Origin of the sequence: Dietzia sp. B32 (assembly GCF_024732245.1) — a bacterium.
Lineage (GTDB): Bacteria > Actinomycetota > Actinomycetes > Mycobacteriales > Mycobacteriaceae > Dietzia.
In genome coordinates, this window is sequence record NZ_CP093845.1 from 3000148 (window position 1) to 3018799 (window position 18652).

An 18652-nucleotide genomic window follows, 5' to 3' on the forward strand; every position below is an offset into this window, starting at 1 on the left:
CTAGTCGGGCGCTCCTGACCCGCCCGACCGGGCCGACCCGCGTCCGAGGTGGGGTCGCGGCGTGGTGGTGGGGCCAGCTGTGGTGATGAGTCGAGCGATGGTGGGGCCAGCGGGGCTCGAACCCGCGACCAGCGGATTATGAGTCCGCGGCTCTAACCAACTGAGCTATAGCCCCCCGCACGCGCCGGGTACGTCACCGGCACGCGCGGCGCAATCGTAGCAAGGCGTCAGGAGCCTCCGGCGGGCCACCAGACCGCGCGGACATCGGCCAGTCCGTCCTCGACGACAGCGGGAGGGTCATCCCACACCTGCACGCGCCTCCCGGGGGCCTCGTAGGGCGGGGACCCCGGGTCCCCGGAGCGGACGAAGTCGACCCACGACCGGTGCATCGCATCGACGAGCTCCGGCGGCGCATCCGCTCCGAGGTAGGCCCGCACGTTCGCGGCTTCCGGAACCGACCAGAAGAACGGCAGGTCCGCGCAGTGGACGGCGCCGCGGCCCTCGGCCCAGCGGAAGTCGTACACCCAGGTGGGCGCGCCGGCGGCCACCCGGGTCTCCGCCGCCCGCACGACGGTCGAGTGGATGGTCGCGGCGTCGACCACCGCCCCCACCGCCCGGCGCAGCGACTTGCCCGCCGACTGCCTGGCCAGCGCGCGCAGTCCGGTGGTGGGCAGCTCCTGGGACCGCAGGATCATCGCGGCACCCGGCACCAGCGCCGGCCCGGGGAGGGCCCGGACGACCCCCTCGAACTCCGTGGCCGTGGAGCCGATGAGCAGTGGCAGGTCGAGCCCGGGACCGCTCCCGATGCCCTCCAGGGGCGGGACCGGGACGGTGTCGTCGCCGACCGTCGGCCGGAACGGCATGAGGAAGGGATTGTCCTTGCGCAGGCGCCGGTGGAACTCGTCGACGGCACCCCGGCCGCCGGCGGCCAACTCCGCGGCGGTCGTCCCCTTGGGTGCCTGAGCGGCGGGCGATCGCAGTACCGCGGGCGACGAGGCGATCCCCCGGTGGAACAGGCCGGCCGCCAACGGCGAGGCGAGCAGGCAGAGCACCGCCCCGCCGCCCGCCGACTGACCCGACACCGTGACCTGCCCGGGGTCGCCGCCGAACGCCGCGATCTCGTCGCGGACCCACTCCAGGGCCATGATCCAATCCCGCACCCCGCGGTTGTCCGGGGCGTCGGGGAACGCGGTGAACCCCTCGACGCCCAGGCGGTAGCCCACCGAGACCACGACGATCCCGGCGCGCGCGAAGGCGGTCCCGTCGAACCAGGGCTGGTGCGACGATCCGGACTCCCAGCCGCCGCCGTGGATCCACACCAGCACCGGGTGGCCCGTGCCCTGGGCGGGAGCCCACACGTCGACGTGCAGGATGTCCGTGCCGGCGACGATCGGCTCGGGGATCGCCGGATCGGGGTCGAAGCGCAGCCGCTGCGCGGTGGCCGCCGGCCGGGTGGCGTCGCGGACGCCCGGCCACGGTTCGCGGCGGACCGGGGCGGCGAACCGCAGGTCGCCGACGGGGTCCTCGGCGTACGGAATGCCGTAGTAGCGGACCACATCCCCCAGATCGGTGCCCTTGACGCGGCCGGTGGACAGCGCGATCTCGACGTCGGTCATGGCGGCCAGATTAGCGACGACAGCTGAGATCCCCCGGCGATCACTGCTACCAAGGGGAGATGACGAGTGACAGGGACCTGATCATCGAGCGTCTGGCCGACGTGGCCGCAGCGTTGGACTCACGTGACTGGGCCGGGCTGGGCGAGCTGTTCACCGAGTCCGCGACCGGGTACGGCGCGACCGGTCGGCAGGCGATCGTCGAGAGGGTCAGGGAGCACCTCGGGGGCTGCGGACCATCCCAGCACCTGTTGGGCAACCATCGGGTGCAGCTCGCCTTCCATGGAGACGAGGACCGGGCGCGGAGCCTCACGTATGCGCGGGTCCTCCACCTCGGCGCCGGGGACCGGTCCGATCTGTCCTACGAGTGCTTCGGCGAGTACTCGGACCTGTGGACCCGGACGCCGGACGGCTGGCGGATCGACTCGAGGAGGTTCCACATCAGCTTCGACCGAGGCGATTTCCGGACACTCCAACCGGGCTGACCTCCGGGCACCTCCCATGGGAGGCGTCCACGATCTAGGACGCAACACCATGACCGCCACCTCCACGTTTGACGTCTTCGCCAGCCTCGACGGCTTCGGGTCGTACAACGACAACGGTGATTGGGGCGGCTACTGACGATTCCGGCGTGTTCGACCCCTGGGTCACCCAGATGACCACGCTGCCGACGACGGTGGTGTCAACGACCCTGGATGGTCCCCTCGACTGGCCGGACGCGGCCATCGTCAGCGGAGACGCCGTCGAGGTGGTCGCTCGCTTGAAGCAGCAATCCGACGTGTCGTTGCGCTCGCACGGCAGCTTGTCGATGAACCGGGCGCTGATGGCCGCCGGTCTGGTCGATCGGGTGCAGGTGACGGTGTTTCCCTGGCGCAGTGGGTGGGTACCCGGTTGGGATGAGCATTCGAACGTGATCGAACCCTTGTGCTAGTCCGCCTGCGTGGGTATCGTCGAATGTAAGTTCGACACCGACAGGGCGGGGGTGGAATGGTGACGACGACGAGTTCGCTGTTCGCCGTACCCGAGCCCCTCGGCATGGTCGACATGGAGGCTGTCAGCGAGGCGGCCCGTGCCGCGACGCTGGCGCAGAACCGTGCCGGGGCCACGCGGCTCGAGGCGGCACACGTCCTGGTCGACCAGTTCGCCCGGTCCGCCCAGGCCCAGGCGGACGAGGGAGGCGCCGGCGCCGGGTCGCGTCGGCCCGCGTACGCCCGGCTGGATCCGGAGGCCCGGGCCCGCGATCACCTCGTGGCGGCGTGTCAGCTCACGTGCTGGCACGCCGCGCGGTTGGTGACGGCCGGGACGCAGATCCACCGCCGGCTGCCCCGTCTGCGATCCACGGTCGACCGCGGGCTGCTGCCCGAGCAGGTGGCGGTCGATATCGCGTGTCGCCTGGCGGAGGTGCCCGACGCGATCGTGTCGGCCGTGGAGGACGAGGTGGTCGCGCGCTTCACGGACGATCTCGACGGTGGCGACCGGCCGACCCGCAACGCGGTGGACTCGGCGATCGATGACGCCGTGGAGCGACACGACCCGGCTGCCGCGCAGGACGCCGCCGCAGCGGCGGCCGCCACCCGCTCGGTCCGATTCCGCGGCGACCGGAACGGCATGGCCACGATGTGGGCCAAGCTCACCGCCGCCGATGCCGAACTCCTCCGTCGTCGCATCGAGACCGATGCGTCGGCCGCCTCGGCGGACGGACTGGACGGTTCCCTGGACCAGCTCCGCGCCGACGCCCTCGCCGCGCTCGCCGTCTATCCGCCTGCTGGTGGCCCGTCCGCGACCAGCCCCGGCCCCGGCTCCGGCTCCGGCCCCGGCTCCGGCTCCGACCCGGCCCCTGCGTCCGAGTACGACGGCATCGAACTCGGCGACGTCAGGCTCGGGGCGGACCTCCCCCGGCCCACGCTGGGCAACGCCGCGCGGGCCGGTCAGCCGATCCGCATCAGCGTGATCGCCTCCGCGGCCCGGGGCCTGCCCAACCGCGTCGAGTTCGTCCACGGCACGTACAGCAGCGTCGAATGGCTCTGCACGGAACTGCTCGAGGGCGACGACGCGAGCGTGCGGTTCGAGCTCATCGACCCCGCCCCCGGCGTGCTCGACTCCCCCGAGCACGCCCTGCGCTACGTGATCACCCCGGCGATGGCCGAGCGAATCCGCATGCGCGACGGGACCTGCCGCCACCCGGGATGCTCGGTTCCCGCCGAGGCCTGCGACGTGGACCATGTGATCGCGTTCAACACGAAGGACCCCGAGCTCGGCGGGCCGACCACCGAGTGGAACCTCGTCTGCCTGTGCCGCAAACACCACCGGGAGAAGACGTTCGGGACCAATGCCTACCGGTCCGGGCCGTTGGGTGAACTCGTCATCATCACCGACACCGGACACGAACACCGCACCAGACCCAAGGGCCCCTTGGCCCGTGCCCGTGACGCCATCTGGGAACGCGAGTGGAACGCCTTCGCCGACCGCATCGTCGCCGACGACGGCACACTCATCAATCCGCCGGGTCAGGACAGGTACGGACCCCGCAGACGGCCGGCCTGACCAACTCAGCAGTCGCCGACGCCCACCCATTCGGAGACGCCGTCGGTGAAGCGCTGCCGCTTCCAGATGGGCACCCCGTGCTTGAGCCGCTCGATGAGCTCCGAACACGCCGCGAACGCCTCGGCCCGATGCGGAGCCACAGCGACCACCACCACCGCGACCTCGCCCACCGGCAGCACGCCCACGCGGTGGACGGCGGACACGCGGACCGTGCGCCCGGAATCGGCCGCCGAGGTGTGCTCGGCCGCGACCTCGTCGCAGAGCCGGGCGAGAGTGTCCCGGGCCGTGGGGTGAGCGGAGTATGACCTCGAACTGCTCGAGAGCCGCACCCTCGACGGCCGGATCCAGGAGCTGATCTACCGGCCCACCCTGCACGCCCCACCCGGCTGACCACCCTGAAATGCAGACCAGGCCAGGGCTCGGAAGCCACTGACCTGGTTGCTGAGCTCCCCCAATTGGACTCGAACCAATAACCCTTCGATTAACAGTCGAATGCTCTGCCAATTGAGCTATGGGGGATCACTGCTGGCACCCGGCGGTGATGCCGGATACCGAGAACTCACCTTAGTGCGCCGCAGGCCGACGAACCAAATCGGCTGGTCAGGCGATATCCGGAGTAGCGCCGACCGCCTGGTTCAACAGGCCACGCCGGTACTCCTCCAGAGCCACCAGATCACCGAACAACGCCGAGTACCCCTCGGGGTCCTCGGCGGGGCTCATCCGCTGCACCTTGGACTTGAGATCCGCGATCTGACCCGAGACCCACACCTCCTGCAGACGCGCCAGGACACCGGAGATGTAGCGGGGCAACGCCTCCTCGGACACGCGCAGTGTCTCCACCGCGAGGCTCCCGACCAGTCGGCGCAGCCCGTCGTCGCCCAGCCCCTCGGAGACCTCGGCGACCCAGTTCGCGCCGCTCTTGCCGGCCGCGCACCCCCCGGCCTTCGACAGCGCCTGCGCGATCGTGGCATAGGCGGGGTGGGTGTAGCACTCCTCCGGTAGGGAGTCGAAGAGCGGACCCGCCAGGCCCGGGTACTGCAGGGCCGCCTTCACGGCCTCCCGCTGGGGCCACCGCACCGGGTCCGCCGCGGCGGGGATGGGCACGCCCGTCGGCACCTCCGGCGTCTGCGGAGCTTCGCGGCCGCCGGCCTCGTCGTCGTCGTATCCCCCACGGCCACGACCCGCGCCGCCCCCACGCTCGGCGGCGTCCCACCCCGGTCGGGCTCCCCCGCCGGGTCCACCGGGGGCACGCTTGCGCAGCCCCGGACCCGACCCGGCCGACCGCGCGCGGCCCTTCTTGCGCGCCTCCTCGCGGACGCGGCGTACCACCGTCGCAGGATCGTCCCAACCGACCCAGCCGGCGAGCTGGCGGGCGTACTCGTCACGCAGCGTCGAATCGCGGATGTCGGCCACCACCGGCACCGTGCGCCGCAGGGCCTCCACACGCCCCTCGGCGTGGTCGAGGTCGTAGTCCTCCAGCATCGACCGGATCGCGAACTCGAACATCGGCACCCGCGCGGACACGAGATCCCGCACCGCCGCATCGCCCTTGTTCTGACGCAGGTCGCACGGATCCGTCCCCGGCGGGGCCACCGCCACGAACGTCCGGCCGGAGAACTGCTGATCACCCGAGAACGCCCGGAGCGCGGCCTTCTTGCCGGCCTCGTCGCCGTCGAAGGTGTAGATGATCTCGCCGCGGAAGTAGTTGTCGTCCAACATCAGGCGCCGCAGCGTGGACAGGTGGTCCTCGCCGAACGCGGTGCCACACGCAGCCACCGCCGTCGTGACGCCGGCCGCGTGCATGGCCATGACGTCGGTGTACCCCTCGACCACGACCGCGCGGCGCTGCGAGGCGATCTCCCGCTTGGACAGGTCCAGACCGAACAGCACCTGCGACTTCTTGTAGAGCATCGTCTCGGGCGTGTTCATGTACTTGCCCAGGGTGTCGTCCTCGAACAGCTTGCGCGCGCCGAACCCGATCACCTCACCGCCGAGGTTGCGGATGGGCCACAGCAACCGGCGGTGGAAACGGTCGATGAGGGTGCCACGCGAACTCGTCTTGGACAGCCCGGCCGCCTCCAGCTCCTTGGGCTCGAACCCCTGGCGCATGAGGTGCTTGCTCATGGTGTCCCAGCCGGCGGGCGCGTACCCACAGCCGAAGTGCTGGGCCTGGGCCATGTCGAACCCGCGGTCGGTGAGGAAGGTGCGCGCCGTCTCCGCCTCCGGGTCCTGCGCCAGGCGCTCGGCGTAGAACGTCTGCGCGGCCGCGTTGGCCTGCGCCAGCCGGGACCGCGTGCCGCGATCGCGCTGGACGACCTGACCGCCACCCTCGTAGGAGATGCGATAGCCCAGCCTGTCGGCCAGCTGCTCCACCGCCTCGACGAAGCTGATGTGCTCCATCTTCATGAGGAACGCGAAGACGTCGCCGCCCTCACCCGTCGAGAAACAGTGGAAGTAGCCGTGCTGCGGACGCACGTGGAACGAGGGGGTCTTCTCGTCCTTGAACGGGGACAGCCCCTTGAGCGAGTCCGCGCCACCTGGTTTGAGCGCGACGTACTCGCCGACGATCTCCTCGATACGGGTGCGTTCGCGGATCGCGGCGATGTCCTGCTCCGGAATCCGCCCTGCCATGACGCCCAGAGTAGCCGCCTCCGGCGAGGACCGGCGTGCCCCCTGTTCGGGGCCGATACGCTGGGGCCATGATCGCCGCCCGACTCCTGCCCGCCGCCGCCCGGCGACCCCGTTCCCGGTTCAGCCAGGCCCCGGTGACAGCGCTCGCGACGGTGGTCGCGTTCCTGGCCTGCGCGCTGGTGTGGGCCGCCCCCGGCGCCTCGGCCGAGCCCCCGTCGAACCTGCAGCAGCAGCTCACCGACTCCGCGGGGGTCCTCGGCGGTGACACCCCCGAGGTGGAGAGCCGACTGGCCGAACTGCGCTCGTCCGACCAGATCCAGCTGTGGGTGACGTTCGTCGACAGCTTCGACGGGATCCCGCCCGACCAGTGGGCCCGGCAGACCGCGCAACTGTCCGACCTGGGGTCCTCGGACGTCCTTCTCGCGGTGGCCGTCGAGGACGGAAGGTACTGGTTCGAGTCCGCAGACCAGCGTTCCGATCAGCGGATCGCCGACCGCGACATCGAACCGCGCCTGGCCGTAGGCGACTGGGCGGGCGCGGTGACCGGCGCCGCCGACGGGCTCGAGCGGCAGGGCTCCGGCTCGGAGATCTCGCCGTTCGCCCTGCTGGCCACCATCGCGGTGATCATCGCCCTGGTCGTGGCAGTGGTCCTGTTCTCCCGCCGGCGCCGCACCACCCGGGCCGCCAAGCAGGCCGAGGACGCCCGCGAGATCCCCGGCGACGACACCGCGAGGATGTCCGCCCTGCCGGTGGAGGTGCTCGACGCCCGGGCCCGCTCCGGCCTCGCCGACGCCGATCAGTCGGTGGCCGCCTCCACCGAAGCACTCGAGACCGCCGCGGGCGAGTTCGGCGAGCTGCGGACCCGGCCGTTCCGCGCGGCCCTCGACTCGGCCAGGTCCGACGTCGCCGCCGCCCACGCGCTCGTCCAGCGACTCGACGACGACATCCCCGAGACACCCGACCAACGCAAGGCCATGCTGCTCGAGGTGGCCGCCCGCGCCGAACGCGCCGAACGCGGCCTGGAGGGGCAGTCCACGGCTTTCGCCGAGATGCGCGATCTGCTGATCAACGGCGCCGCCTCCGTCGACGCGCTCACCCGCCGCGCGGTCACCCTCCGCGCCCGGCTCCCCGAGGCCGAGAAGTCGATGGCGGACCTGCGCGAGCGGTTCTCGTCCGGCGTGCTCACCTCCATCTCCGACAACCTCTCCCTGGCCGCGGAGCTGCTCGACGCCGCGGAGGGTGAGACCGCACGCGCACGGGCGGCACTGGCCCGGCCCGTCGGCGAGCAGGGCGAGGCCGTGGACGCCATCACCTCCGCCGAGGGCGAGCTCTCCCGGGCCGAGAAGCTCGTCGACGGGGTGGACCACGCCGCCGACGACATCGCCACCGCGCGCCGCGACCTCGCTCCGCTGATCGAGGAGGTCGAGGACGAGCTCACGATGGCCTCGCGGCTGCTCGCCTCCACCGACGTCAGCGACACCTCCAGCCGGACCCTCACGCAGGTGGCCGCCGCCGCACGCGAGGCCGTCGACGAGGCCCGCCGTGACGGGCAGACCGACCCTCTGGGGACGTTCTCCCGACTCATCGACGTGGACCGCGACCTCGACGAGGCCCTTGCGGCCGCCGGGCACGAGGCCGAGGCGGCCAGCCGCGCCCGTGCCGCCCGCCGGGCCGCGATCACCCGCGCCGCCGGAGCAGTCCGTGAGGCCGACGACTTTATCGGCAGCCGCTCGTACGTGATCGGGCAGGCCGCCCGCACCCGCCTCGCGGCCGCGAAGAGCTCGCTGGCGACCGCCGAGGGCACGGTCGGGCCGGCCGCGTTCCCCGCCGCCGAGCGCGCCCTCAACCTCGCCCGCGAGGCCCTGCGGCTGGCGCAGAGCGACGCCTCCCGGCCCCAGTACTCCGGGGGTTACGGAGGCTACGGCGGACGGCGCGGACCCTACGGCCGCGGCGGGTCCAGCACCGGTGCGATGGTCGGCGGCATGGTCGCGGGCGCGCTGATCCAGGGAATGCTCCGCGGCGGCGGGGGCGGCTTCGGCTCCGCCCGCGGTTTCGGCGGCGGAGGCCTGGGCGGCGGCGGTGGCTTCGGTGGCGGCGGCTTCGGTGGCGGCGGCGCGGGCGGGCGGTTCTGACCCCATGACTCGTCGGCGCAGAGCCCTCATCGCGGTGGTCGCGGTGATCGTCCTCCTCGTCGCGGCCGTCGTCGCGGTGGGCGCCTGGTACCGGCCGATGCTGCTCACCGGCACCGGGTACGCCGCCCACAACGCGTGCGCCCTGCACTACCTCGCGGGCCGCGAGGACTACGGGTCAGACCTCCCGCCCAACCCGCTCGTCCCCGTCATGCGGACGTCTGTCGACGAGCAGGCCGGGACCGCGACCGCCTCGGTGCTGGGGGTGGGCTTCCGGCAGACCGCCCACGTCTCCGAGCACGGCTGCGCCCTCGGCGACCGCGCCGCGGGAGCGCAGGGCAGTGAGCCGCCCCCGCCACTGCGCGAGGACGGCGCACAGGGTGTCCGCCTGGCCGAGGCGACCGACGCCCCGGACGAGGTCTCGTCGGCACTGGATGAGGCCGCGGCGCAGGAGGGGACGCGGGGCCTCGTCGTCGTCCATCGCGGCGAGATCCTCGGCGAGCGGTACGCCGACGGTTTCGGCCCGGACACCCGCCAGCTCGGCTGGTCCATGGCCAAGAGCGTGGCCTCCACGCTCGTCGGGCGCGCACAGGTCGAGTTCCCCGACGCCGGCCTCGACCCCGCCGCCACCGGCCTGCGCCCCGAGTGGACCGACGAACGGTCGCGGATCTCGCTGGACCACCTGCTGCGCATGACGTCCGGCCTCGACTGGGACGAGGAGTACGACCTGGGCACACCCATCACCCGGATGCTCTTCCTCGAACCGGACATGGCCGCGTTCGCCGCGTCACAGCCGACCGCCCACGCCCCCGGCGAGTTCCGTCAGTACTCGTCAGGCACGAGCAACATTCTCTGCGACCTGCTGCACGAACGCACCGGACTGGGGCCGGAGATGGCCGCGGAACTGCTCTTCCGCCCGCTGGGGATGCGCAGCGCTGTCCTCGAGGCCGACGCCTCCGGCGGATCGGTGTGCAGTTCGTACCTGTGGGCGAGCCCGCGCGACTGGGCGCGGTTCGGTCGGTTCGTGCTCGACGACGGCGAGGTGGACGGACAGCGGCTGCTGCCCGCGGGATGGATGGACTACGCCACGACCGGGGTCCCGGCGGGCGGCGAACCCGAACCGTACGGCGCCCAGTGGTGGCTCAACGAGGCCGGCGACGGCTCCCCGCCCCGGTTCGCGGAAATGCCGGCGGACGCCTTCTGGGCCTCCGGGCACGACGGGCAGTACGTCGTGGTGGTCCCCTCGGCCGACCTCGTGGTGGTCCGGACCGGCTTCTCCCCCGGCTCGAGCCTCGACGCGGTGGGCGTGGAGCGACTGGTCGGCGCGGTCGTGCGCGCGGTCGGCTGACGGGGGCCCCGAGCGCGGGCGGCGGCCGGCGGCCGCGGGGTCGGGGGCGGGGGCGAGCTGCTCAGCCCCAGGCGGCCTGGATGCCCGCGCTCGCCCGGTCGACCCGCTCGAGCCGGCTCTCCGTGTACAGGGCGATCTGGTCGACGATCACCCGCATCCGAGCGGCGTCGTCCGGGGCCGAGTCCCACAGGGGCCGCAGGACCGGGTCGAGGCCCGCGGGCGCGGACTGGGCGAGGAACTCCGCCACCCGGTGGATCCGGTCCCGCTGGCGGTCCTGACGGAGGCGGTGGCCGGGGTCGCTCATGACGTAGCGCACGGCCATCGTCTTGAGCATCACCACCTCGGCCTCGACCTCCTCCGGCACCTCGAGGTCCGCGCTGTAGCGCCCGTGCGGCTTCGCGCCGTGCACCTCGCGGGTGGCGTGGATGGCGGGCATGACGAACCGGCCGACCAGCTCACTGGTCAGGGCCTTGAGCGCGACGAACCCGGTGAAACTCTCGTCGAACGGCTGCACGGCGCGCACCACCTCGAGCGAACCGAGGCGCCCGGCCGCGCGCGCCAGCTGGTCGGCGTCCGGTCCTCGGAACTCCTCGGCACCCAGTTCGGCCAGCGCCGCGACCTCCGAGCGGTCGGACAGTGAGCGCAGGTCGAGTCGGCCGGCGACGATCGCGTCCTCGACGTCGTGCACCGAGTACGCCACGTCGTCGGAGAAGTCCATGATCTGGGCCTCGAGACACCGCGTGTCCCCGGGAGCGCCCTGCCGGATCCAGGCGAGGGTGTCCGCGTCATCGGCGTACGCGCCGAACTTCCGCGTCCCCTCCCGCGGCAGCCACGGGTACTTGGTGGCGGCGTCCAGCGCCGCGCGGGTGAGGTTCAGCCCCACCCCACGGCCGGAGGCGTCGACGACCTTGGGCTCGAGCCGCGACAGGATCCGGACGGTCTGGGCGTTGCCCTCGTAACCGCCGAACCCGCGCGCGACCTCGTCCAGCGCCCGCTCGCCGTTGTGACCGTAGGGCGGATGCCCGATGTCGTGGCTCAGCCCGGCGAGGTCCGCCAGGTCCGGGTCGCAGCCCAGTCCGGCCGCGATGCTGCGGGAGATCTGGGCGACCTCGAGCGAATGGGTGAGGCGGGTCCGCGGGGTGTCGCCGTCCCCGGGGCCGACCACCTGGGTCTTGTCCGCGAGACGGCGCAACGCGGCCGAGTGCAGAACGCGAGCACGGTCACGGTCGAACGGGCTGCGCTCGCTGGCCTTCTCCCGGGCGCGGCCGGAGCCCTCGACGACCCGGCGCTCGGCGTCCGCGGCGTCGTACGCGTATCCCGTCATCCACTTCTCCTCCGGGCGTCACCGCCCCGTCATCCCTGCCGCGGCCGGGCCGGCTCATGCGACCCGTCCCGGGGCTCAGTCCGGGAAGTCCACATCGCTCCCGGCGATCCGGTGGTACTGGTACCAGAGCACCGCGCCCGTCTCACGGACGATGCCCATGATCTGGTTCTCCCGGGTCCAGACCGCCGGCCCGTGCCTGGTCGGCGAGGTCCACGCCTCCAACCCCGCGTCCCGCGCCATCATGCGCGAACGGTACGAGTGCGTGGGGTCACTGACCAGCACCACCGACTGGCCGCCCTGATCGCGCACGGTCTGAGCCACCGCTTCCAGACTGCCTTCGGTGTTGGTCCCCGTCTCCACCGCCAGGATCACCTCAGCGGGCACACCGAGCTGGGTCAGATAGGCCCGTCCGGAGCCGGCCTCGGTGTAGAGGTCCCCCGGCTGGTTACCGCCGACCGTGATGATCTGCGGTGCAACCCCCTCCTCGAAGAGCAGGGCCGCGTGCTCGAGCCGCGCCTGGAACACCGGGGTGGGGATGCCGTTGTGTTGCGCGGCGCCGAGCACCACGATCGCGTCCGCCGGCGCGCGGTCGTCGACCCGCGCGACGTGCCATACCCGGAACGAGATGAATCCGGGTATGACCAGGCACAACAGCAGTGCGATGGCCAGGAGCCAGCCGACGGCCCTGGACACCGCGCGGAGCGGGGACCGGGATCTACTCACCCGACCAGTGTGCCAGGGGACTCCGTCAGCACCCGATCAGGCGCTGCGCGAGGTACCCCTCGACCTGGTCGATCGCCACGCGCTCCTGCGCCATGGTGTCGCGCTCACGGATGGTCACGGCCTGGTCCTCGAGAGTGTCGAAGTCGACCGTGATGCAGAACGGGGTGCCGATCTCGTCGTGGCGGCGGTAGCGGCGGCCGATCGCCTGCGCGTCGTCGAAGTCCACGTTCCAGTTCTTGCGCAGCTGGGCCGCCAGGTCGCGGGCCTTCGGCGACAGGTCGGCGTTGCGCGACAGCGGAAGCACCGCGGCCTTGATCGGCGCGAGGCGACGGTCGAGCTTGAGCACGGTCCGGGTGTCCACCCCGCCCTTGGCGTTGGGGGCCTCGTCCTCGGTGTAGGCGTCGACGAGGAAGGCCATGAGCGCGCGGGTCAGACCGAAGCTCGGCTCGATGACGTACGGGATGTACTTCTCGCCCGATGCCTGGTCGAAGTACTGCAGGTCCTCCCCGGAATGGGTCTGGTGCTGCGTCAGGTCGTAGTCCGTGCGGTTGGCGATCCCCATGAGCTCGCCCCACTCGTTGCCGGAGAACCCGAACTTGTACTCGAAGTCGATGGTGCCCGCCGAGTAGTGCGCGCGCTCGTCGTCCGGGACGTCGAACCGACGCAGATTCCCCGGGTCGATGCCCAGGTCCACGAACCAGTCCCAGCAGTCCTCGACCCACGCCTTGAAGTGCTCGTCGGCCTCATCGGGCTTGACGAAGTACTCGATCTCCATCTGCTCGAACTCGCGGGTGCGGAAAATGAAGTTGCCGGGGGTGATCTCGTTGCGGAACGCCTTGCCGATCTGACCGATGCCGAACGGCGGCTTGCGACGCGCGGTGGTCATGACGTTCTTGTAGTTGACGAAGATCCCCTGCGCGGTCTCCGGGCGCAGGTAGTGCAGGCCGGTCTCGTTGTCCACCGGGCCCAGGAAGGTCTTCATCAGGCCCGAGAACAGCTGGGGCTCTGTCCACTGCCCCTTGTTCCCACAATTGGGGCAGGCGATCTCCGACATCGGGGCGTCGGACGGATGGTCCAGCTTCTTCTTGAGGGCGTAGGCCTCCTGGAGGTGGTCCTGACGCAGCCGGGTGTGGCAGGACCGGCACTCGATGAGCGGGTCGGTGAACGTCTCGACGTGGCCGGACGCCTCCCACACCTGGCGGGGCAGGATGATCGAGGAGTCCAGGCCCACCACGTCCTCGCGGCCGGTCACGAAGGTGCGCCACCACTGCTTCTTGATGTTGTCCTTGAGTTCCACGCCCAGGGGGCCGTAGTCCCACGCCGAGCGCGTGCCGCCGTAGATCTCGCCACACTGGTACACCAGTCCTCGGCGCTTGCAGAGGTTGACGACGGTGTCGATGACGGAAGCTGAGGCTGCCACGTCGGGGGTTCTCCCTTTGGTGAGTCGGTGGGCGGAGGTGTCGGGTGGACCACCTCGGCACGGGCCGGCGCCCGGGCACTTTCACCAGGGTATCCGGTCGGGGCCCCGGGTCTGGGATACTGGGGTCCCCTACCCGATACGGCGCCGGCGGCGACCGAGCCCATCAGCGAGCCCGGAAGGCGGAGACGATGCCAAGCGGACCCCGATCGACCGGATCCGACCCGGTCACGGACGTCCACGACGCCGACCACCGGGCCTCTCCCGTTCCCCTGCCACCCGAGCACGTGGTGTCCGCGGCGGGTGAACTCCTCCGCGCCCTGTCCGCCCCGCTGCGCATCGGGATCGTCCTGCAGTTGCGGGAGGGGCCGCGATGCGTGCACGAACTCGTGGACGCCCTGGGCGTCACCCAGCCACTGGTGAGCCAACACCTGCGGGTCCTCAAGTCGTCCGGGGTGGTCTCCTCCCATCGGCAGGGTCGTGAGATGCGCTACGAACTGCTGGACGGGCATCTCCTCAACATCGTCGAGGCGGCCGTCGGGCACGCCGGGGAGCAGTAGCGCGATGACCACTCCGGACAAACCCATCGGTGTGCGGTCGACGCGTCAACGCAGCGCGATCTCCGCCCTGCTCGACGAGTCCAAGGGATTCCGCTCAGCGCAGGACCTGCACGCCGAACTCCGCGAGCGCGGCGACACGATCGGGCTCACGACGGTGTACCGGACCCTCCAGTCGATGGCCGACGCTGAGGCGGTCGACGTGCTGCGGACCGACTCCGGCGAGCTCATCTTCCGGAAGTGCTCCGACTCGCACCACCATCATCTGGTGTGCCGCGTCTGCGGGTTCACCGTCGAGGTGGAGGAGCCGGGGGTCGAGGTCTGGGCCCACCGCGCGGGCCGGGCTCACGGGTTCACCGACGTCAGCCACACCGTCGAGCTGTTCGGGCTGTGCGCGGAGTGCGCGGCGGGCCAGGCGGGCGGGGCTGGCCTGGCTGACTGACCGGGCGCCCGCGAGTCAGGGGCTGGTGACGCCGCCGAAGCGCCGGTCGCGCTCGGCGTACTCCAGGCACGCCGCCCACAGGTCGCGGCGGTCGAAGTCCGGGAACAGCGTGTCCTGGAAGACGAACTCGGCGTAGGCGGCCTGCCACAGCATGAAGTTGGACGTGCGCAGCTCCCCGGACGGCCGCAGGAAGAGGTCGACGTCCGGCATGTCCGGCTCGTCGAGGAACTGGGAGAAGTTGTCCTCCGTGAGGTCCTCGGGCGAGAGTTCGCCGGCGGCCACGCGGCGGGCGAAGTCGCGGGCGGCGTCGACGATCTCGGCGCGGCCCCCGTAGTTCACGCACATGGCCAGGGTCATGACCGTGTTGTCGCGGGTGAGCTCCTCGGCCTCCTCCAGCTCCGAGATGACCGACCGCCACAGCCGGGGTCGCTGCCCCGCCCACCGCACGCGCACGCCCAGCGCGTGCATCTCATCCCGGCGCCGCCGCAGGACGTCCCGGTTGAACCCCATGAGGAACCGCACCTCCTCGGGGCTGCGCTTCCAGTTCTCGGTGGAGAAGGCGTACGCGGACAGGTACGGGATACCCATCTCGATGCAGCCCTGGACGACGTCCATGAGCACGGCCTCGCCGCGTTTGTGCCCCTCCGTGCGGGGCAGGCCGCGCTCCTGCGCCCAGCGTCCGTTGCCGTCCATGACCAGCGCGACGTGGCGGGGCACGAACTCTGCCGGGATGGCCGGCGGGCGGGCACCCGACGCGTGCGGGGTGGGTGGCCGGACCACGCTCTGCTGAGGGGCGGGACGCTTACGAAATCTGGGTAGTCCGGGCACGGGACTCCTCTGCTCGATCGACGGGGCCGACCGTGCCGCGGTCGACCAGGGGCAGGCTGCGCAGGTCTCGTTCGAGATGCCACTGCAGGTGGGCGGCGGCGATGCCGGAGGCCTGGCGCACGACGGCGGGCGAGGACATCCCCACGGCGTCCCACTCCCCCGCCAGCAGCGCGGACAGGTGTTCGGCCACGCCGGGTGAGAGCATGGCGCATCCCTGCGGGCGGCAGTGCACGCACACGGTCCCCCCGGATGCGACGTGGAAGGCCCGGTGCGGACCCACCACGCCGCAGCGCACGCAGCAGTCCAGGACGGGCTCCCACCCGGAGGCGGACATGGCGCGCAGGAGGAACGCGTCGGCGACCAGGCCCGGCTCGCGACGGTTCTCGGCCAGGGAGCGCAGGGCGTTCACGGCGAGGCCCAGCAACCGCGGGGTGGGCGCCCCCTCCTCGCCCGCGAGACGCTCGGCGGTCTCCAGGACCACGCACCCGGAGGTGTAGGCGGGGTAGTCGGCCACCAGGGGACGCGCCAGCGACTCACGGCTACTGGCCTGGCGGATCGTTCCCAGACCACTGCGGCCACGGCCCGGGGCGATCTGTACCTCCACCACCGCGAACGGCTCGAGGCTCGCGCCCATCCGGGACCGGGTGCGGCGCACGGCCCGGGCGACGGCGCGGACCAGCCCGTGCCGCTCGGTCAGCAGGGTGACGATCCGGTCGGCTTCCCCGAGGTCGTAGGTCCGCACGACGAGGCCCGTGTCGGTGAAGGGATGCATCCGGGCCTCCTTCCGGGGCGACTTCCGGGGCGGGGCGCGCACGCGGGTGCGTGCGCACTCAGGTGTCCATTGTCCCACGGGCGAAAGCCGTGGGAGAGGCTAGAAGCCCAGGCGTCCCAGCATCTTGGGGTCGCGCTGCCACTCCTTGAGGACCTTGACGTGCAGGTCGAGGTAGACCCTGGTGCCGAGCAGTTTCTCGATGCCGGCCCGGGCGGTGGTACCGACCTCGCGCATGCGCGAGCCGCCCTTGCCGAGCACGATGGACTTCTGGCTCTGCCGTTCCACGTACACGGTGGCGTGGACGTCCACCATGTCGTCGCGCCCCTCGTGCGGGAGGATCTCCTCGATGGACACGGCGATCGAGTGGGGCAGCTCGTCACGGACACCCTCGAGGGCCGCCTCGCGGATGAGCTCGGCCATCCGGCTCTCGTCGGACTCCTCGGTGATGATGTCGTCGGGGTAGAACTGCGGTCCCTCGGGCAGCAGGGTCGCGATGACGTCGGCCACCACGTCGACCTGTTCGCCCGACGCCGCCGACACCGGGACGACCTCCGAGTCCGGTCCGAGGAACTTCGACACCGCCACGAGCTGCTCCATGACCCTCTTCTTGGAGACGGTGTCGATCTTGGTCACCAACCCGAGAACCGGGGTGGTGGGGCAGAGCTTGCGGACCTGCTCGAGGATCCACCGGTCACCGGGGCCGATGCGCTCCCCGGCAGGGATGCACAGACCGATGAGGTCGACGTCGGAGTAGGTGTCCTCCACCAGCGCGTTGAGACGCTCGCCGAGCAGGGTGCGGGGGCGGTGGAGTCCGGGGGTGTCGACCAGGATGATCTGGGCGTCCGGCCGGTGCACGATCCCGCGGATCGCGTGCCGGGTGGTCTGCGGCCGGGAGGAGGTGATGGCGATCTTCTCCCCCACGAGCGCGTTGGTCAGCGTGGACTTGCCCGTGTTGGGCCGGCCCACGAAGCTGACGAACCCGCTCCGGTAGCCCTCGGGGGTGCTCATCTGTTCTCCTCGTCGTGGTCTCTGGTGTCGTCCTCATTCGTCTCGACGGGCGTCGCCACCACCGTGACCACCTTGACCCGTCCGCGCCGGTCGTGGCCGCCCTCGGCGCGCAGGTCGAGCCCGGTGGACACGACGTGTGCCCCGGGCAGCGGGACGCGCCCGAGCTCCAGGGCGAGCAGCCCGCCCAGGGTCTCGACCTCCTCGGTCACCTCGTCGGCGAACTCGACGTCGAACAGCTCGGCCACCTCGTCCAGTCCGAGCCGGGCGGACAGGCGGTAGCGCCCGTCGCCGAGGTCCTCGACGGGCGGCACCTCGGTGGTGTCGTACTCGTCGACGATCTCCCCGACGATCTCCTCGAGGATGTCCTCGATGGAGACCAGCCCGGCGGTCCCCCCGTATTCGTCGACGAGGATCGCCAGGTGGTTGTGGTCGCGCTGCATCTCGGCCAGCAGGTCGTCGATCCGTTTGGCGTCGGGCACGAACACCGCGGGGCGCATCACGTCGGCCACCGGGGCGGCGCGCCCGTCGGGGTCGTCGAGACGGGCGACGATGTCACGCAGGTAGACCACGCCCACCACGTCGTCGGAGTTGTCCCCGTCGACCACCGGGATCCGCGAGTACCCGGACTTGACGGTGAGCCGCGCGGCCTGGCCGACGGTCTTGTCCGACTCGATCCACACCATCTCGGTGCGCGGGGTCATGACCTCGCGGGCGGTGGTGTCGCCGAGCTCGAAAACCGACTGGATCATGCGGGACTCGTCGTCGGCCACCACGCCGCGCTCGCGCGCCATGTCGACGATCTCGAGCAACTCGATCTCGGAGGCGAACGGTCCGTTGCGGAAACCCCGCCCCGGGGTGACCGCGTTGCCGACCCCCACCAGGAGGGAGGCCACCGGGCCGAGGACGAACCCGACCACGGTGAGCGCGGTCGCGGAGCTCAGGGCGATCGAGTAGGCGTGTTGGCGGCCGAGGGTGCGGGGACCGACGCCGGCAACGACGTAGGCGGCGACGGTCGTCACCACGGCGGCGACGCCGAGCGCCCAGGCCGAGGAGTCGATGACGTCGTTGAACACCACGGTGAACAGCACGGCGGCCGCCACGAGGCTGAGCAGGTGCAGCAGGACGGTGACGTTGATGTACCGCGGCCGGGTGGCGAGCATCCGCGACAGTCTGGCCGCGCCGTACCGGTTCTCCTTGGCCATCTCCTCCACCCGGGCCACCGAGACGGTGCTCAGGGCGGCGTCGAGGGCGGCGAACAGTCCGGCGACGAGGATGAGCAGCACGGCGCCGACGGCCGCGGTGATGGTCTCGTTCAC

Annotated in this window: 15 protein-coding genes, 2 tRNA genes and 3 pseudogenes; 8 read left to right on the forward strand and 12 right to left on the reverse strand. The window is 71.6% G+C overall.

What is annotated here, in order from left to right:
- Positions 1-98 precede the first annotated feature (98 nt).
- Both L8M95_RS14195 and L8M95_RS14200 read right to left on the reverse strand, forming a co-directional pair.
- Positions 99-175, reverse strand: a tRNA-Ile gene (locus L8M95_RS14195).
- 52 nt (positions 176-227) lie between these two features.
- The gene (locus L8M95_RS14200; RefSeq protein ID WP_260486747.1) at positions 228-1616 is read right to left on the reverse strand and encodes a carboxylesterase/lipase family protein; all 1389 of its coding nucleotides are present in this window, start codon (positions 1614-1616) and stop codon (positions 228-230) included.
- 59 nt (positions 1617-1675) lie between these two features.
- Between L8M95_RS14200 and L8M95_RS14205 the strand changes: the two genes are divergently transcribed.
- The 3 genes and pseudogenes from L8M95_RS14205 (at position 1676) to L8M95_RS14215 (ending at position 4157) form a co-directional block, all read left to right on the forward strand.
- Positions 1676-2098: a nuclear transport factor 2 family protein gene (locus tag L8M95_RS14205; protein ID WP_260486748.1), complete on the forward strand. Its 423-nt coding sequence runs from the start codon at positions 1676-1678 to the stop codon at positions 2096-2098.
- A gap of 49 nt (positions 2099-2147) precedes the next feature.
- Positions 2148-2493: pseudogene (locus tag L8M95_RS14210) on the forward strand (dihydrofolate reductase family protein); the annotation flags it as partial.
- A 107-nt stretch (positions 2494-2600) separates the two neighbouring features.
- Entirely contained in the window at positions 2601-4157 is a 1557-nt protein-coding gene (locus L8M95_RS14215) for an HNH endonuclease signature motif containing protein (RefSeq protein WP_260486749.1), read from the forward strand.
- 5 nt (positions 4158-4162) lie between these two features.
- Here the strand turns inward: L8M95_RS14215 and L8M95_RS14220 are convergent.
- Positions 4163-4477: pseudogene (locus L8M95_RS14220) on the reverse strand (molybdenum cofactor biosynthesis protein MoaE); the annotation flags it as partial.
- Between L8M95_RS14220 and L8M95_RS17615 the strand changes: the two are divergent.
- Positions 4452-4547 (forward strand): annotated as a pseudogene (locus L8M95_RS17615) (deaminase); the annotation flags it as partial. The pseudogenes L8M95_RS14220 and L8M95_RS17615 overlap by 26 nt on opposite strands.
- A 56-nt stretch (positions 4548-4603) precedes the next feature.
- Here the strand turns inward: L8M95_RS17615 and L8M95_RS14225 are convergent.
- Both L8M95_RS14225 and dnaG read right to left on the reverse strand, forming a co-directional pair.
- Positions 4604-4676: transfer RNA gene (locus tag L8M95_RS14225), tRNA-Asn, on the reverse strand.
- Positions 4677-4757: 81 nt separating this feature from the next.
- A complete protein-coding gene (dnaG, locus tag L8M95_RS14230; RefSeq protein WP_260486750.1) occupies positions 4758-6788 on the reverse strand; it encodes a DNA primase in 2031 nt (676 codons plus the stop codon).
- A gap of 68 nt (positions 6789-6856) precedes the next feature.
- Between dnaG and L8M95_RS14235 the strand changes: the two genes are divergently transcribed.
- A complete protein-coding gene (locus tag L8M95_RS14235) occupies positions 6857-8920 on the forward strand; it encodes a TPM domain-containing protein (RefSeq protein ID WP_260486751.1) in 2064 nt (687 codons plus the stop codon).
- Positions 8921-8924: 4 nt separating this feature from the next.
- The gene (locus L8M95_RS14240) at positions 8925-10265 is read left to right on the forward strand and encodes a serine hydrolase (protein ID WP_260486752.1); all 1341 of its coding nucleotides are present in this window, start codon (positions 8925-8927) and stop codon (positions 10263-10265) included.
- 61 nt (positions 10266-10326) lie between these two features.
- Here L8M95_RS14240 and L8M95_RS14245 read toward each other — a convergent pair whose 3' ends face one another.
- From L8M95_RS14245 to L8M95_RS14255, 3 genes are all read right to left on the reverse strand, one after another.
- Positions 10327-11589 (reverse strand): deoxyguanosinetriphosphate triphosphohydrolase, encoded by a 1263-nt coding sequence (locus tag L8M95_RS14245; protein WP_260486753.1) that lies wholly within the window; start codon positions 11587-11589, stop codon positions 10327-10329.
- Between the two features lie 75 nt (positions 11590-11664).
- Positions 11665-12282, reverse strand: a complete 618-nt coding sequence (locus L8M95_RS14250) for a YdcF family protein (protein WP_260489268.1) — start codon at positions 12280-12282, stop codon at positions 11665-11667.
- A 55-nt stretch (positions 12283-12337) separates the two neighbouring features.
- Entirely contained in the window at positions 12338-13732 is a 1395-nt protein-coding gene (locus L8M95_RS14255; RefSeq protein ID WP_260486754.1) for a glycine--tRNA ligase, read from the reverse strand.
- Positions 13733-13920: 188 nt separating this feature from the next.
- Here L8M95_RS14255 and L8M95_RS14260 point away from each other — a divergent pair, with 188 nt between their 5' ends.
- Positions 13921-14289: a helix-turn-helix transcriptional regulator gene (locus L8M95_RS14260; RefSeq protein ID WP_260486755.1), complete on the forward strand. Its 369-nt coding sequence runs from the start codon at positions 13921-13923 to the stop codon at positions 14287-14289.
- Positions 14290-14293: 4 nt separating this feature from the next.
- Positions 14294-14728, forward strand: a complete 435-nt coding sequence (locus tag L8M95_RS14265) for a Fur family transcriptional regulator (RefSeq protein WP_119192832.1) — start codon at positions 14294-14296, stop codon at positions 14726-14728.
- Between the two features lie 15 nt (positions 14729-14743).
- Here L8M95_RS14265 and L8M95_RS14270 read toward each other — a convergent pair whose 3' ends face one another.
- From L8M95_RS14270 to L8M95_RS14285, 4 genes are all read right to left on the reverse strand, one after another.
- Positions 14744-15556: an isoprenyl transferase gene (locus L8M95_RS14270; protein ID WP_260486756.1), complete on the reverse strand. Its 813-nt coding sequence runs from the start codon at positions 15554-15556 to the stop codon at positions 14744-14746.
- On the reverse strand, positions 15531-16328 hold the full coding sequence (recO, locus tag L8M95_RS14275) for a DNA repair protein RecO (RefSeq protein WP_260486757.1): 798 nt from the start codon (positions 16326-16328) through the stop codon (positions 15531-15533). The genes L8M95_RS14270 and recO overlap by 26 nt, the downstream gene beginning before the upstream one ends.
- A 99-nt stretch (positions 16329-16427) precedes the next feature.
- Positions 16428-17336: a GTPase Era gene (gene era / locus L8M95_RS14280; RefSeq protein WP_260486758.1), complete on the reverse strand. Its 909-nt coding sequence runs from the start codon at positions 17334-17336 to the stop codon at positions 16428-16430.
- Positions 17333-18652: a hemolysin family protein gene (locus L8M95_RS14285; protein ID WP_260486759.1), complete on the reverse strand. Its 1320-nt coding sequence runs from the start codon at positions 18650-18652 to the stop codon at positions 17333-17335. The genes era and L8M95_RS14285 overlap by 4 nt, the downstream gene beginning before the upstream one ends.